The organism is Arthrobacter rhizophilus (assembly GCF_026241105.1).
GTDB lineage: Bacteria > Actinomycetota > Actinomycetes > Actinomycetales > Micrococcaceae > Arthrobacter.
Genome location: NZ_JAPFFT010000001.1, coordinates 206,723 through 221,580 on the forward strand (window position 1 = coordinate 206,723; position 14,858 = coordinate 221,580).

15 protein-coding genes are annotated in these 14,858 nt (G+C 63.1%); 10 read left to right on the forward strand and 5 right to left on the reverse strand.

The genetic code is table 11. The features are described from left to right. The first annotated feature begins 274 nt into the window (after positions 1-274). Both typA and OOZ51_RS00920 read left to right on the forward strand, forming a co-directional pair. Positions 275-2,203: a translational GTPase TypA gene (typA, locus tag OOZ51_RS00915; protein ID WP_265977008.1), complete on the forward strand. Its 1,929-nt coding sequence runs from the start codon at positions 275-277 to the stop codon at positions 2,201-2,203. A gap of 26 nt (positions 2,204-2,229) precedes the next feature. After that, a complete protein-coding gene (locus tag OOZ51_RS00920) occupies positions 2,230-2,610 on the forward strand; it encodes a hypothetical protein (RefSeq protein WP_265977009.1) in 381 nt (126 codons plus the stop codon). Here OOZ51_RS00920 and OOZ51_RS00925 read toward each other — a convergent pair whose 3' ends face one another. Further along, complete coding sequence (locus OOZ51_RS00925) at positions 2,611-3,135, reverse strand: helix-turn-helix domain-containing protein (RefSeq protein ID WP_265977010.1); 525 nt, start codon at positions 3,133-3,135, stop codon at positions 2,611-2,613. Between the two features lie 45 nt (positions 3,136-3,180). Between OOZ51_RS00925 and OOZ51_RS00930 the strand changes: the two genes are divergently transcribed. After that, positions 3,181-4,479, forward strand: coding sequence for an MFS transporter (locus OOZ51_RS00930; RefSeq protein WP_265977011.1), 1,299 nt, complete (start codon positions 3,181-3,183; stop codon positions 4,477-4,479). Positions 4,480-4,680: 201 nt separating this feature from the next. Beyond that, entirely contained in the window at positions 4,681-5,490 is an 810-nt protein-coding gene (locus OOZ51_RS00935) for a type IV toxin-antitoxin system AbiEi family antitoxin domain-containing protein (RefSeq protein ID WP_265977012.1), read from the forward strand. A 263-nt stretch (positions 5,491-5,753) separates the two neighbouring features. Here the strand turns inward: OOZ51_RS00935 and OOZ51_RS00940 are convergent, their stop codons facing one another. Then, entirely contained in the window at positions 5,754-5,996 is a 243-nt protein-coding gene (locus OOZ51_RS00940) for a putative acetyltransferase (protein ID WP_265977013.1), read from the reverse strand. A 136-nt stretch (positions 5,997-6,132) separates the two neighbouring features. Here OOZ51_RS00940 and fdxA point away from each other — a divergent pair, with 136 nt between their 5' ends. The 3 genes from fdxA (at position 6,133) to OOZ51_RS00955 (ending at position 9,137) form a co-directional block, all read left to right on the forward strand. Beyond that, positions 6,133-6,459: a ferredoxin gene (gene fdxA, locus OOZ51_RS00945; RefSeq protein WP_018776555.1), complete on the forward strand. Its 327-nt coding sequence runs from the start codon at positions 6,133-6,135 to the stop codon at positions 6,457-6,459. A 15-nt stretch (positions 6,460-6,474) separates the two neighbouring features. Beyond that, the gene (gene dapC, locus OOZ51_RS00950) at positions 6,475-7,623 is read left to right on the forward strand and encodes a succinyldiaminopimelate transaminase (RefSeq protein WP_265977296.1); all 1,149 of its coding nucleotides are present in this window, start codon (positions 6,475-6,477) and stop codon (positions 7,621-7,623) included. A 230-nt stretch (positions 7,624-7,853) separates the two neighbouring features. Beyond that, positions 7,854-9,137, forward strand: coding sequence for a citrate synthase (locus OOZ51_RS00955; protein ID WP_265977018.1), 1,284 nt, complete (start codon positions 7,854-7,856; stop codon positions 9,135-9,137). A gap of 144 nt (positions 9,138-9,281) precedes the next feature. On the opposite strand, the gene galE is transcribed toward OOZ51_RS00955, so the two are convergent. Next, entirely contained in the window at positions 9,282-10,295 is a 1,014-nt protein-coding gene (galE, locus tag OOZ51_RS00960) for a UDP-glucose 4-epimerase GalE (RefSeq protein WP_265977020.1), read from the reverse strand. A 113-nt stretch (positions 10,296-10,408) separates the two neighbouring features. On the opposite strand from galE, the gene OOZ51_RS00965 reads away from it, so the two are divergent. Together OOZ51_RS00965 and OOZ51_RS00970 are read left to right on the forward strand one after the other, a co-directional pair. Continuing rightward, positions 10,409-11,056, forward strand: a complete 648-nt coding sequence (locus tag OOZ51_RS00965; protein WP_265977021.1) for a TetR/AcrR family transcriptional regulator — start codon at positions 10,409-10,411, stop codon at positions 11,054-11,056. 41 nt (positions 11,057-11,097) lie between these two features. Beyond that, a complete protein-coding gene (locus OOZ51_RS00970) occupies positions 11,098-11,709 on the forward strand; it encodes a hypothetical protein (RefSeq protein ID WP_265977022.1) in 612 nt (203 codons plus the stop codon). Positions 11,710-11,747: 38 nt separating this feature from the next. Here the strand turns inward: OOZ51_RS00970 and OOZ51_RS00975 are convergent, their stop codons facing one another. Together OOZ51_RS00975 and dapD are read right to left on the reverse strand one after the other, a co-directional pair. Then, positions 11,748-12,587, reverse strand: coding sequence for a transglycosylase SLT domain-containing protein (locus tag OOZ51_RS00975; RefSeq protein WP_265977023.1), 840 nt, complete (start codon positions 12,585-12,587; stop codon positions 11,748-11,750). Positions 12,588-12,598: 11 nt separating this feature from the next. After that, complete coding sequence (gene dapD / locus OOZ51_RS00980; protein WP_265977024.1) at positions 12,599-13,624, reverse strand: 2,3,4,5-tetrahydropyridine-2,6-dicarboxylate N-succinyltransferase; 1,026 nt, start codon at positions 13,622-13,624, stop codon at positions 12,599-12,601. A gap of 86 nt (positions 13,625-13,710) precedes the next feature. On the opposite strand from dapD, the gene dapE reads away from it, so the two are divergent. After that, positions 13,711-14,835, forward strand: coding sequence for a succinyl-diaminopimelate desuccinylase (dapE, locus tag OOZ51_RS00985; RefSeq protein ID WP_265977025.1), 1,125 nt, complete (start codon positions 13,711-13,713; stop codon positions 14,833-14,835). The last annotated feature ends 23 nt before the right edge of the window (positions 14,836-14,858 follow it).

Below are 14,858 nucleotides of genomic sequence, written 5' to 3' on the forward strand. Positions count from 1 at the left end.
ACGCTCGTAAGGCAGTCAAGAGGGCCGGTGCCGCTTCCCCTGGGGGAGGGGCGCCGGCCCCTTTTGCTGTTCCCGGGGTTCCCCGGGAGTTCTGCGCGGATTGTGATGAAGCGCACAATTCGAAGGCCTTGGGGATGATTTTTAGGCCAATAAATACCACAGCGTTTAGACTCTAGGTAGGTGCCCCGTGTCAAAGGGTCTCTTCCGTCGTGCGTTCCGGTTGGAAATGTCGCGATACCACAGCTGACTTCACCACTGAATCGAGCAATAACGCATGTCTGAAACCACCACCAACACTGCGGTAGCCACTGCATCGCGCAGTGACCTGCGCAACGTCGCGATTGTGGCCCACGTTGACCACGGCAAGACCACCCTGGTCGACGCCATGCTCAAGCAGACCAACTCCTTTGCCGAGCACAACCACCTCGAAGACCGCGTCATGGACTCCGGTGACCTGGAGCGCGAAAAGGGCATCACCATCCTGGCCAAGAACACCACTGTGGCCTACAACGGACCGTCCTCCCATGGCGAGACCATCACCATCAACGTGATCGACACCCCTGGTCACGCCGACTTCGGCGGCGAGGTTGAGCGCGGCCTGTCCATGGTTGACGGCGTTGTCCTTCTCGTTGACGCTTCCGAGGGCCCGCTGCCCCAGACCCGCTTCGTGCTCCGCAAGGCCCTCGCCGCGCACCTTCCCGTCATCCTGCTGGTCAACAAGACCGACCGCCCTGACGCCCGCATCGAAGAAGTTGTCCACGAATCCATGGACCTGCTCCTCGGCCTGGCTTCGGACCTCGCGGACGAAGTTCCGGACCTGGACCTGGATAAGATCCTGGAAGTTCCCGTGGTCTACGCTGCAGCCAAGGTCGGCCGCGCCTCCCTGGAACAGCCGGCCGATGGATCGGCGCCGGAGAACGAAGATCTGGAACCCCTGTTCAAGACGATCATCGAGCACATCCCGGCTCCGACCTACAACCCGAACGGTGTCCTCCAGGCGCACGTCACCAACCTGGACGCTTCCCCGTTCCTCGGCCGCCTCGCACTCCTGCGCATCTACAACGGCACCCTCCGCAAGGGCCAGACCGTTGCCTGGGCGCGTGCCAACGGCGAACTGAAGAACGTCAAGATCACCGAGCTCCTGGCCACCAAGGCCCTGGACCGCGTTCCGACCGACTCCGCTGGTCCGGGCGAGATCGTGGCTGTTGCCGGCATCGAGGAAATCACCATTGGTGAGACCCTGACCGACGCCGAGAACCCGCAGCCGCTGCCGCTCATCACGGTGGATGACCCCGCGATCTCCATGACCATCGGTATCAACACCTCGCCGCTGGCCGGCAAGGTCAAGGGTGCCAAGGTCACGGCCCGCCAGGTGAAGGATCGCCTGGACAAGGAACTGATCGGTAACGTCTCCATCAAGGTTCTCCCCACCGAACGTCCGGATGCTTGGGAAGTCCAGGGCCGTGGCGAGCTTGCGCTGGCCATTCTCGTGGAGCAGATGCGACGTGAAGGCTTCGAATTGACTGTCGGCAAGCCGCAGGTTGTCACCCGGACCATCGACGGCAAGATCCACGAGCCGATGGAACACATGACCATCGACGTTCCCGAAGAGTACCTCGGCGCGGTCACGCAGCTCATGGCCGCTCGCAAAGGCCGCATGACCAACATGGCCAACCACGGTACGGGTTGGTGCCGCATGGAATTCATCGTTCCTGCCCGTGGCCTCATCGGCTTCCGCACCAAGTTCCTCACGGACACCCGTGGCGCCGGCATCGCTTCCTCGATCTCCGAAGGCTACGAGCCGTGGGCCGGCCCCATCGAATACCGCACCAACGGTTCGATGGTTGCCGACCGCGCCGGTGTGGTCACCCCCTTCGCCATGATCAACCTGCAGGAACGCGGCTCCTTCTTCGTGAAGCCGACGTCCGAGGTCTACGAAGGCATGATCGTCGGAGAGAACTCCCGCGCCGACGACATGGACGTCAACATCACCAAGGAAAAGAAGCTCACCAACATGCGTGCCGCTTCCTCCGACACCTTCGAGAACCTGACGCCGCCGCGCGACCTGACCCTCGAAGAGTCCCTCGAATTCGCTCGCGAAGACGAGTGCGTTGAGGTGACCCCGGAGTCCATCCGCATCCGCAAGCTGATCCTGGACGCCAACGAGCGTGCCAAGGCTACGCGCGCCCGCGCCAAAGTCTGATCCTGCGCTGATTGCGTACTAACGCATTGAATAAGGGAGCCACCGGAGCAGCACGCGGCATTGCCGCAGCTGTTCCGGTGGCTCTTTTTGCTGCCCTGGCGGGCACCGCACTGCACCGGCAGTCGGTCCTTTTTGCCGGCGTCGAGGTCTACTGGGGTCTTGCTGCGGCACTGCTCCTGCTCGCCTCGTTGCAACTCTGGCTGGGCGCTTGGTCGCGGTCTTTGCTCCCGACGGCGGTGGCCGGCATCGCCTGTTATGTGACGGTTGGCCTGCTGTCGGCTGCCGGAACGGGCAAGCAGCTGATCGTCGCGGACGTGCCGGGAAATGTGTGGGTCTATGGAAGCGCGGGAGTGACTTTTGTGATGCTCTTGTGGTGCCGGCGATACAGGCGTCCGCCGCGCGGCTGACTAGTCCGCGCTTGGATCCCGGTGGTGGGCGATCAAGAGCGAAGTGGCCTCGCCGTCGTCGTCCGCCGGAAGGCGCATGTATTCCTCGACGACTGCCCGCAGCTTGCCCATCATTTCCTGTTGGCGTGCGGCGTTGAACTTCACGCCAAGCCGCCACACATCGATATCCTCAGGGGCGAGTCCCCGGGTTTCCTGAACGAATGTTTCGATCAGGACAGGGGAAATATCGTCGACGGGGGTGCTCCACGATGTGCGGGTGGCGATGTACGGCACCTCCTTGGCGCCCCGCTTTCCCTTCCGGCCTTCCTGCGGCACGAGAAAACCCGTGCGGACCAAGGTTCGAACGTGGTGCAGGCTCGACGCAGGATTGATGTCCAGCAACCCGGCAATCTCTTTGTTGGTACGCGCGTGATGCAGGCAGAGCCGGAGAATCCTCAGGCGCAGGGGCGAACTCAAGGCGCGCCCCTTGGCGACGAGATCGCCGTCCTCCCGCTCTTGTTCCGTCATGGTGGCCAGTGTAGCCATCTAGCAGTGATTGACATATGCCAATCACTGCAGGAAACTGGGCGAGTGAATGCCGGGACCACTGACAATGCTCCGCAAACTGACACAGCCCAACAAGCTGCCTCGCTCTGGCGGAACCGGAACTTCACTACCTTCTGGTCGGGCCAGGCCGTCAGCCAGCTCGGGGCGCAACTGGGGCAACTGGCGTTTCCAGTCCTCGCGGTGTCTTTGCTCGGGGCCAGCGAGTTCGAAGTTGGCGCGCTCAATGCTGCCAGCCTGGCGGCTTTCCTGCTGATCGGCTTGCCGGCCGGAGCGTGGGTGGACCGCTGGTTGAAACGCCGCACCATGATTGTGGCTGACCTGCTCCGGACTGCGGCGATGGCGACGGTACCACTCCTCTGGTGGGCAGGCATCCTGCAGATTTGGCACTTGTACGCGGTGGCGGCCGTCGTCGGGGCCGCAACAGTCTTCTTCGACGTCTCCTACCAAAGCTACGTGCCTGTGCTCGTGGATGCCGCGAACGTGCCGCAGGCCAACTCCAAGTTGGAAGCCACCTCCCAGATCGCGCGCATCGGCGGACCTGCTGCGGGTGGCGCGCTGCTGACAGTCGTGTCCGCCCCAGTACTGTTCGTCGGGGAAGCAGCCGGCTATCTCCTGTCCGCCATTTTCTTGTTCAGGACACGCGATGCGGAACGGCCTGTGCCGGTCAAGGACCGGCGACCGCTGGCAAAGGAAATCAAGGAAGGCCTGGTCTTCGTGGTCAGGCATCCACTGATCAGCAGGATTGCGGCCTGCACGGGCGGGGTGAACTTCTTCACTACGATCGCGTTTACGTTGATGCCCGTGCTCGTGCTGAGGGAGCTCGAACTCGGGCCGCAGGGCATGGGCCTCATCATGGCGGTCGGGGCTGTGGGCGGGCTGATCGGGGCGGTTGCCGCGCCCAGGCTCGCCGCTTGGATCGGTGAGGGGACCGTCATTCCCGTGGCGTCGATGATCAGCTCAGTTTTCCTCGTTTTAGTGCCGTCGTCGGTGCTGGCTCCGGAGCGATGGATCTCCTTGGTGATGCTCATCGTCTCCGAGTTCGGTTTCGCCTTCGGGGTGCTGGTGTACAACATCATGCAGCTGAGCATGAGGCAGCGCGTGTGTCCGCCCCGGCTCCTGGGGCGCATGAATGCTTCCATTCGCTTTGTGGTCTGGGGTGTCATGCCAATCGCCGCGCTTGCCTCAGGCCTGCTTGCCGAGAGGTTTGGACTGGCCCCGACGCTCTGGATCGGAGTGGCCGGGAGCATGGTTTGGGTTGCACCAGTGTTGTTCTCGCCACTGCGGGGAATGCGCAAGCTGCCGGACGGCGTGCACGGCGCCTGACCCTTTGGGACATGCCGAGCTTTGGCTCGCAGCGATGGACATATTCGCATCATGCGCATTCCTTGGCACATCCGCTGCGCATGCTCAGCGGAGATGAAAGGGACATGCCCAACGTTTGATTTCAACGTTGGACTGGAAGTTCTCCACATAGCCAATGTTTGCGCTTTCGCGCCCCCGGTTTGGACCGGAACGATGGGGCGCATGGTGAACATCAGTGAAGTCATTTCAGCGTACGACGGCGTGGCGCGGGCTAAGCATCTCGCTGCGGCTGGAGTGTCGCATTTCCAGCTGAAGTCCGCGTTGGCGAGCGGACGGATTCTCCGCGTGGTCCGAGGGGTCTATGCGGCGCCCGGCGCCGATCCCGGCCTGCTCGCTATCCGGTCCCTTCCTGCGGAACCGGCCTGCATTTCCGCGGCCGAGCTGTCCGGGTTGTGGGTTCTGGATGCCCCTCAATTTCCCCACGTGGCAGTGCCTCATAGCCGAAAGTACGAGGGCTTCGTCTGCCATAGATCCGCGGCCCCGCCCAGTTTGATGGATTCAGTGGTTCAGGCTCTGCGATGCCTGCCGGATCTGGACGGTCTTGTCATTGCAGAATCTGCAGTGGTTCTTGGCAGGCTACCGCTCACGGCCATCAGGATGAGGTTGAGTGGGCGGAACGATGCACGGGAACGGAGACTCGTGTCACAAATCGTTCCGCAGTCACAGTCGATTATCGAATGCGTCGCCAGATACCTCTTACGGGACGCAGGCTTTCACGTTGAATCGCAGGTAAACATTCCAGGCATGGGGCATCTGGACCTGATGGTGGACGGAAGGCTGGGGATTGAAACCGACGGTGCAGGTTTCCACATGGACAAGCCGAGCTTCGAGGAGGACCGCCGCCGCTGGAATGTCACTACGAGGTTGGGTGTCCCGACCTTGGTTGTGAGCTATTCAATGTTGAAGAGCCGGCCGCGGGAATTTGTGTCCCTGGTGCGGGACACTCTACGGTCTCTCGACCGAGCCGCGTGACCCCAAGTTGGGCCAACTTGCGCCCGTGTCAGAAGGGACATGCCCATCTCTGCTCATCAGGAATGGACATGTCCCTCGCACGGGCCCGAGTTAGCAAGGGACATGCCCGCTGCATAGAGCTAGGAATGAGCATATTGGCGTTATGTCCAGTGGTTCGAGAAGGGAGGGGGCATGTCCCGCGGGAGGGCGCAGGAGGGGGCATGTCCCGCGGGAGGGCGCAGGAGGGGGCATGTCCCGCGGGTGGGGGCGCGGGGGAGCGCGGGCTACTCCCGGGCAATGCGCGGACCTCGGCGCGGAGGCGGAGGGGGGACCTCTTTTGCCGCCACGACAAGGGCCAGCGGAATCTCGACGTCGGACTGGCGGGTGCGGATGGTGCACGCACCATCGGTGACGGAGAGCAAGTAGCCGAGCGCATCAGTGAAGCCGTTCTCCAGCCGGTATCGGACAACGACCCGTGTTCCGGAGACGGTGTTGAGCAGGAAATCCTGGGGCCGGGGCGAATTCACCAGTTCATAGTAAGACGCCCGGCTAGGTTGGTGAGTTCAGGCTGGTGGATAATAGGCTCAGAATTCGATGTACCGGCCAAAGGGCCGGTGGTACTACCCGGAGATTGTCCGGGACAACTGTGGAGAGGCAAGGGACGTGACCTACGTAATCGCGCAGCCGTGTGTGGACGTCAAGGACAAGGCATGTATTGAAGAATGCCCTGTTGACTGCATCTACGAAGGCGAACGTTCCCTCTATATCCACCCGGATGAGTGCGTGGATTGTGGCGCTTGCGAACCCGTGTGCCCGGTGGAAGCGATCTACTACGAGGACGACACCCCGGAGGAATGGGCGGACTACTACAAGGCCAACGTCGAATTCTTCGATGATCTCGGATCCCCGGGTGGAGCTGCCAAGATTGGCAACACTGGCAAGGACCACCCGTTCATCGCCGCGCTGCCTCCTCAGAACCAAGACCACTAAGAACGGTTGCTTCCTTTGATTTCTGCGGCCCCCGCCTTTGGCCTCAACCTGCCGGACTACCCTTGGGAAGCAATGGCGCCGTACGTGGCCAAGGCTGCAGAACACCCGGGCGGGGTAGTCAATCTCTCGATAGGCACTCCCGTGGATCCCACGCCGGAGCTCGTTCGCGAGGCCCTCGCCGGGGCAGCCGATGCTCATGGGTACCCGACCGTCCACGGCACGGAAGCCCTTCGCGAGGCTGTGTCCACCTGGTTCGCCACCCGACGTGGAGTCCCCGGGATTGACCCCCGGGACGTTCTGCCCACGGTCGGCTCCAAGGAACTGGTGGCCTGGCTGCCGTTCCTGTTGGGACTCAGCGCAGGCGACGTCGTCGTCCGGCCCACGGTGGCTTACCCGACGTACGACATCGGCGCAATGCTTGCCGGGGCCACTGCGGTCGCTGCGGACAATCTGGACGAACTGGACCCCGCCACCCGTGCCAGGGTCCGCCTTATCTGGATCAACTCTCCGGGGAACCCCACGGGTAGCGTTCGCGACGTCGAATCGCTCAGGCAGATCGTGGCCCAGGCCCGCGAGATCGGGGCGGTGGTGGCGTCGGACGAATGCTATGCCGAACTCGGTTGGGGCGAATGGGATGCCCAGCGCGGTGGCGAAGCGGTGCCCAGCATCCTTGACCCGGGTGTCACGGGCGGGTCCACCGACGGCCTGTTGTGCGTCTACTCCCTCAGCAAGCAGTCGAACCTCGCCGGCTACCGGGCCGCCTTCGTGGCCGGAGACTCATCGATCGTGGCGAATCTGGTCAACAGCCGCAAGCACGCAGGCATGATCGTGCCTTACCCGGTTCAGGAGGCCATGCGCATCGCGCTCGGCGATGCGGGCCACGTGCTGGCCCAAAAAGATCGCTACCGCGGCCGCCGTGAACGCCTCCTGCCAGCTCTGCAGAACTTCGGACTGGAGATCCACGAGTCCAAAGCGGGCCTGTACTTGTGGTCCACCGCAGGGGAGGCGACGTGGGACACCGTGCAGCGTTTCGCTGACCTGGGCATCGTCGTCGGGCCCGGAGTGTTCTATGGAGACGCCGGCAATGGTTTCATCCGGGTGGCGCTCACGGGCACCGATGAACGCATCGACGCCGCTGTGGAACGCTTGAACAGTGCACGGTAACAATGGTGTGACTTGCCGCACAGGGCGCGTCATTCCGCCAGTAACGGTAGCTTGTGGATTAGTTTGTCCCGCTTACTGGCGGTAGCTTTTAACTGACTATCAATGGTGGCTTTCTCCACGAAGGCGGTCCAGCCGATGGTGCCTGCACTTGCAGGCTCCCGGCTGGAGTCACCAGATGTTGGTTGGATCAAGCTTTCGACCGAGGCCAAGAGCCTCATGAAGGGGACTCCATGACTGAGACCACCAGTGCTACCCTGCGCCATGCCGGCGGAGAGCTCGAGCTCCCGCGGATCAAGGTTGTAGAAGGGAACGAAGGATACGACGTTTCCAAGCTGCTGAAGCAGACGGGCGCCGTCGCCTATGACCCCGGCTTCATGAACACCGCCGCCACCACGTCGGCAATCACCTACATCGATGGCGACGCCGGTATCCTGCGATACCGCGGCTACCCGATCGAGCAGCTTGCCAAGCACTCCAGCTTCCTGGAAGTTTCCTACCTGCTGATCTACGGCAACCTGCCCACGCCCGCTGAGTTGGATGCTTTTGACCAGCGCATCCGCCACCACACGCTGCTCCACGAAGAGCTCAAGGGCTTCTTCGGCGGTTTCCCGCGTGACGCACACCCTATGCCTGTCTTGTCCTCGGCTGTCTCGGCGCTGTCCACGTTCTACCAGGACTCCTTGGACCCGTTCAACCCGGAGCACGTGGAAGTATCCACCATCCGCCTCATGGCGAAGCTCCCGGTCATTGCGGCCTACGCTCACAAGAAGTCCATTGGCCAGCCCATGCTTTACCCGGACAACTCCATGAACCTCGTGGAGAACTTCCTGCGCTTGAGCTTCGGCTTGCCTGCGGAGCAGTACGAGCTGGATCCCGTCGTCGTCAAGGCGCTCGATCTCCTGCTCATCCTGCACGCCGACCACGAGCAAAACTGCTCGACGTCGACCGTCCGCCTGGTGGGCTCCTCGAACGCGAACCTGTTTGCTTCCGTTTCCGCAGGCATCAACGCCCTCTTCGGTCCCGCACACGGTGGCGCCAACGAAGCCGTGCTGAAGATGCTGCGCCAGATCCAAGCCGACGGCGTCAAGCCCGAGGACTACATGGAGAAGGTCAAGAACAAGGAAGACGGCGTCCGCCTCATGGGCTTCGGGCACCGGGTCTACAAGAACTACGACCCCCGCGCGAAGATCATCAAGGCGACGGCTCACGAGATCCTGGGTAAGCTCGGCGGCAACGACGAACTCCTGGACATCGCCTTGCGCCTTGAAGAGAAGGCCCTGGCCGACGATTACTTCATTCAGCGCAAGCTCTACCCGAACGTGGACTTCTACACGGGTCTCATCTACAAGGCCATGGGCTTCCCGGAGAAGATGTTCACCGTCCTGTTCGCGATCGGCCGTCTCCCCGGCTGGATCGCCCAGTGGCGAGAAATGATCAACGACCCCCAGACGAAGATCGGCCGTCCGCGGCAGCTCTACACAGGGGAACCGGAACGCAACTACCCGGCGGTCTAGTCCCCACCGGCTCCCAGGCCTCGCAAGCTCGGCCCGGGTCCCTCGCCGGTGTGGGCCCAGTCAACGCGGGGTCACTTACGGTCCGTCCCAAGGGACATTATGGGCGGTAAGTGACCCCGCGTTGCCGTAGGTGACCGCGCGTTGCTAGGAGCTGTAGCCGAGGGGGTTGTTCTTCTGCCAGCGCCAGTGGTCTTCGCACATTTGGTCCACGGTCTTCGTGGTGGACCAGCTGAGGTCCGCCAAGGCTGAGGAAGCATCGGCCCAGAACGCAGGCAGATCTCCGGCACGGCGTCCCTTGATCTCGTACGGCAGCGGGTGACCCACCGCCTGTTCGAAGGCGTGGAGCATCTCCAGCACGGACGTGCCCTTCCCGGAGCCAAGGTTCCAGCGGTGCACGCCAGGGCGCTCGGCAACGTAGTCCAGGGCCGCGACGTGGCCATCCGCGAGGTCGACGACGTGGATGTAGTCCCGTAGGCAGGTGCCGTCCGGGGTGTCGTAGTCTCCGCCGAAGACCGTGAGCTTTTCGCGGCGGCCGACCGCCACCTGGGCGATATACGGAACCAGATTGTTCGGGATGCCCTGCGGGTCCTCGCCGATCCTGCCTGAAGGGTGTGCGCCGACCGGGTTGAAGTAGCGCAGCAAGGCGATGTGCCAGCGCTCGTCCGCGGCGCCGAGGTCCGTAAGGATGTCCTCGATCTGTTCCTTGGTGCGGCCGTAGGGGTTGTTGGCCCCGATCTCCATCTTTTCGACGTAGGGAATGGGGTTGTGCTCCCCGTACACGGTTGCCGAGGAACTGAAGACGATGGAGCGGACCCCATGCTTGTCCATGGCCCGGAGCAGGTTCAGCGTGCCCACGATGTTGTTGTAGTAGTAGTTCAGGGGCTCCTGGACCGATTCGCCAACGGCTTTGAGGCCGGCGAAGTGGATCACCGCATCGATGCTGTGCTGATCGAACACCGACTCAAGCGCAGCCTCATCCACGAGATCCACCTGATGGAATGCTGCCGTCTTGCCGGCAAGTTCACCAACGCGGCGCAGGGATTCTTCGCTTGAGTTCACGAGGTTGTCCACGACGACTACTTCGTGTCCGGTTTCCAACAGGGACAGGACGGTGTGTGATCCGATGTAGCCGGTGCCACCCGTGACAAGAATTCTCATGCAAGCAACGCTAGCCGAATCGATGCGTGCTCGCTGAGTGTTGCGTAAGCCACACTCCCGCATTCCCGTGTGCCGGACGGCACGGTTCAAGCACATTTGTGCTAAAAAGATCTGTGCCCAAGATTGTTGATGCCGAAGCCCGGCGCCAGGAAGTAGTCGAAGCGGTCTTCCGGATCATCGCGTCTGATGGCCTGGAACGTGCCTCCTTGCGGGAGGTTGCTGATGAGGCAGGCCTCGCCGTTGGTTCCGTCCGCCACTACTTTGCCAGCAGCGATGAACTACTGGTCCATTCCTTCGCTGTGGTCATCGACAGGATCGCCACACGGCTCGAGGAGGCGTTCACGGTCGTTGAATCCTTGGACCAAGCCTCGGCGGAACACGACAATGCCGTGTTAACCCTGCTGGGCCAATTCCTGCCGCTTGACGAGGAATTGGCCGTGGACGCTTGCGTGTGGATGGCGTTTCGCCACGCGGCCCGGATCCGGCCCGTGCTCGAGGAAGAAGCTGCACGAAGCCACCGTGCCGTGGCCGCCGTCGTCGGACGTTTGGTCATGCGTTTGATGCCCGACGCCGGGACCGGTCAGGAACGTCTGGTGACGGAGGCCGAGCGCCTCCTGGCCACTCTGGACGGGCTGTGCATGCATGCCCTGTTGCAGCCCGAGTGGATGACGTTCGAGGTCTGTCGAGACGTCCTGAGCGCGCATCTGGACTCCCTTGTTGTCTCCCGTCCAACCGTTAACCTCAAGGCTCATCGGGAATAGACTGGAACCCTGAGTGGGCACCTGCCAAGGGAGGCAATCGGATGCATGACACAGGCGGTCAGGGGTGGCGGATCACAATGGACACCTCCGGACCGATGCTCATTGCCTTGTATCTGAGAGACGTTGCTGGACTGGACGGAGCCGGGACGCCGACGCTGTCCCACGCAACACCCAAAGTCAGACACGCGGATCACACGCACCTCACGGCCGAAGTAGGCGGTGTGCAGGCACTCAAGACGGAGTGGGAGGCCTGGTGGGAGCAACTGCTAAGGGCATATCCGGACGCCGCGCCGGACCTTTCACCGCCAGGGTTCAACGCATTCGGTAACTCGCCTGCCCTCCGCCGGGTGCTGCAGGCCCACTTCGGTTCTGCCCTGAGTTGGGCGGGTGAACGTCTCGAAGAGTACGAAAAGCTTGAGGCCGAACGCGAAGCCAGCGGCGCCACGCTGCTCCTGGGGGACATGGTGGAGGACCGTTTGCTGGAAGTCGGCCGGAGCTCACGGGACTTCCAGCTGACAATCATCGAATTGCCCCTCAACGAGCCAAGGGCGTGGTACCTCGAACCGGACAAGATGATCATGAGCCACCGGCTTTTGTCCGAGCCGGAGGTTTTCCGCAGCTACGTCCAGCCGGTAGTGGAACTCCTGGCCTGACGTGGAGCGACGTCGCCAGGCTCCACCCAACCCTGGGACTACGTTTTCGGAGCGGAAACCGTGATGGTCATGGGTCCCGACGTTGTGGAATCCTGCCACCCTTTGCGGTCCTGCCTGTTCCAGGTGGCTCCCGCGACATCCACCTGCGTCACCGAGAGGGCTTTGGCATTTGCCACTGCCCACTGAGCCACAGCCCACGCTTGCGCACCAGTAATGTTCAGCTGGACCGTGCGGCCCTGGGCCACTGCCGGCAGCGAGCCGAACGCCGTTGTCATGGCCTCCACAACAGCGTTCGGATCACCGGCGGTGTCCGCGGCTCGGAGCGTGCAGTCCAGGGCCCTTTCGGAATGTCCGGTCAGCGCCGACGCGTAGGCTCGGCCCATCGCTTCCTGCTGCGCATAGGCCTGGGGGTAGGCGGAATGCTGGACCGCCTGAGCTGCCTCGGTGATCGCCATGGTTTCGTAGCCGGGTATCTTCACTAAGTGGTCATAGAATGCGTTTGTCGCGTAAACGGGGTCCATGACCTGGGCCTCAGTGCCCCAGCCCTGGGACGGACGCTGCTGGAAGAGGCCCTTCGAATCCGGGCCGACCTCGTCGCCATGGCCGATGTTGCGCAGCTTTGACTCCTGCATGGCCGTGGCCACAGCAATGGTGGCAGCTCGTGGAGGCAGCCCTCGCTGGACGGAGATGGCCGTGATGAGGGCGGCATTCGCCGCTTGGTCGGTCGCCAACTCGTATGAATCGGAGCCGACGACGGCGACGCAGCGCTCCGTAACCAAGGTTTCGGAGCGCTGCAGCACAGTCACCACGGCGTAGAAGGCGCCAGCCACCAGGGCGAGGGCCAGCAACAAAATGATGGTGCGTCGGAGACGGCGCATCCAGGTATCAGCTAGTTTGCGTGGAGGGCTTCATTGAGTTCCACCGTCTGGCCCTTGCGGGGGAGGACCTCCACTTCGCCGGTGGTGGAGTTGCGGCGGAACAGCAGGTTCGGCACGCCGGAGAGCTCCATAGCCTTGATGATGCTGCTGGTGTCCTCGCCGTTGGCGTCCTTCGGACCAGGGATGCGCACGCGGGTTCCGGCCGTGACATAGAGGCCGGCTTCGACCACGGAGTCGTCCCCGATGCTGATGCCCACACCGGAGTTGGCGCCCAGGAGCACACGCTCACCCAGCGCGATCTTTTCCTTGCCGCCACCGGATAGGGTCCCCATGATGGAGGCGCCGCCGCCGACATCGGTGCCGTCACCGGCAACAACGCCTGCCGAGATGCGCCCTTCCACCATCGAGGTGCCGAGCGTCCCGGCGTTGAAGTTCACGAAGCCCTCGTGCATGACCGTGGTGCCTTCGGAGAGGTAGGCCCCCAGGCGGACGCGGTCGGCGTCGGCGATCCTGACGCCGCTAGGAATGACGTAGTCCACCATGCGAGGGAACTTGTCCACCCCGTAGACCGTGACTGCGCCGCGCTTGCGCAGGCGGGCACGGGTCAATTCAAAGCCGTTCACGGCGGCCGGGCCGAAGTTTGTCCATACGACGTTGGGGAGCTTGCCGAAGATGCCGTCCAGATTGATGCTGTTGGGCTTGACCAAGCGGTGCGAAAGCAAGTGCAGGCGCAGGTAGGCGTCAACGGTGTCCGCCGGCGCCTCGTCGAGGTTGATCTGGGCGAAGACTACCTTCTGTTCCGTCCCGCGATCGGCGTCGTGGCTATCGGCTGCAAGTGCGGTCAGCGATTCGTCTGCGTGCTCCACGGCACGCAGGGATTCAGCCGCTACGCCCAAGGCCGGTGACGGAAACCATACGTCCAGCACTGTCGCTTCTCCGGCGTCGGAGGTGGCGATGGTGGCCAGGCCAAAGCCAAAGCCGGAACGGTGGTTTGCGGAAGCGCTATCGAGCGCGGCAGAGGCAGCGGTTTCAGTCATGTCGCAAGTCTATCGAGAGCCGCTGGTTCACTCGAAACCGTGTGTAGACCAAGGGGGTCGCAATTCGCTCGGGATACAGTGGACAGGTGACCGTCGAAACTACTCCGATTCTTCTTGACATCCGGCGAGACGTCGCGTTGCTGACCGCCGCGCTCATGGACATCAACAGCGTGTCCGGCAACGAATCCGCGCTGGCAGACGCCGTCGAATACGCCCTCCGCGCGATCCCCGGCCTGCAGCTCGTGCGCGACGGCGACGCCATCATTGCCCGGACCGAACTGGGACGCCCGGAGCGGGTGATCCTGGCCGGCCACCTCGATACCGTGCCGTTGCCCACAGTGGAAGGCTCCCTCGGCACCGTGCCCTCCACGTGGGAGTCCGGCGTCCCGGGTACCGGAATCCTGTACGGACGCGGAGCCACGGACATGAAAGGTGGAGTCGCAGTGCAGCTTGCGCTCGCCGCAGCAATGTTCGACGGCGGTGCCGAGCCAGGCAAGGACGTCACGTTCGTCTTCTATGACCATGAGGAAGTGGAAGCGGTCAAGAGCGGCTTGGGCCGATTGGTCCGGAACCACGGCCATCTCCTGGAGGGGGACTTTGCGATCCTGCTTGAACCCACCGACGGCACGGTGGAAGGCGGTTGCAACGGCACCAGCCGCTTCGAAGCCAGCACCGTGGGGGAGGCAGCCCACTCGGCCCGGGCGTGGATGGGCAGCAATGCCATCCACGCTGCCGCACCGATCCTGAGCCGTTTGGCAGCGTACGAACCGCGGACGGTCAACGTGGACGGTCTCGACTACCGGGAAAGCCTCAACGCCGTGAAGATCAACGGCGGTACCGCGGGCAACGTGATCCCCGATCGCTGCGTGGTGGAGATCAATTACCGCTTCGCACCGGACAAGACCCCGGACCAGGCAGAAGCCCATGTCCGCGAACTGTTGGAGGGCTTCGATGTCGTCCGCACCGATGCCGCCGCTGGAGCGCGGCCCGGCCTCAACCACCCGGCCGCCGCGTCCTTCGTTGCGGCCGTCGGAGCGGAGCCCAAACCCAAATACGGTTGGACCGACGTCGCGCGCTTCAGTGAGCTGGGCGTCCCCGCCGTCAACTTCGGTCCGGGCGATCCTTTGCTGGCCCATAAGGACAACGAACACGTCGACGCCGACGCCATCCGTGAGTGCCTCCGCGCGCTGCGGTCGTGGCTGGCTGACTGACTCCCACAAGAAACATGGAGGGT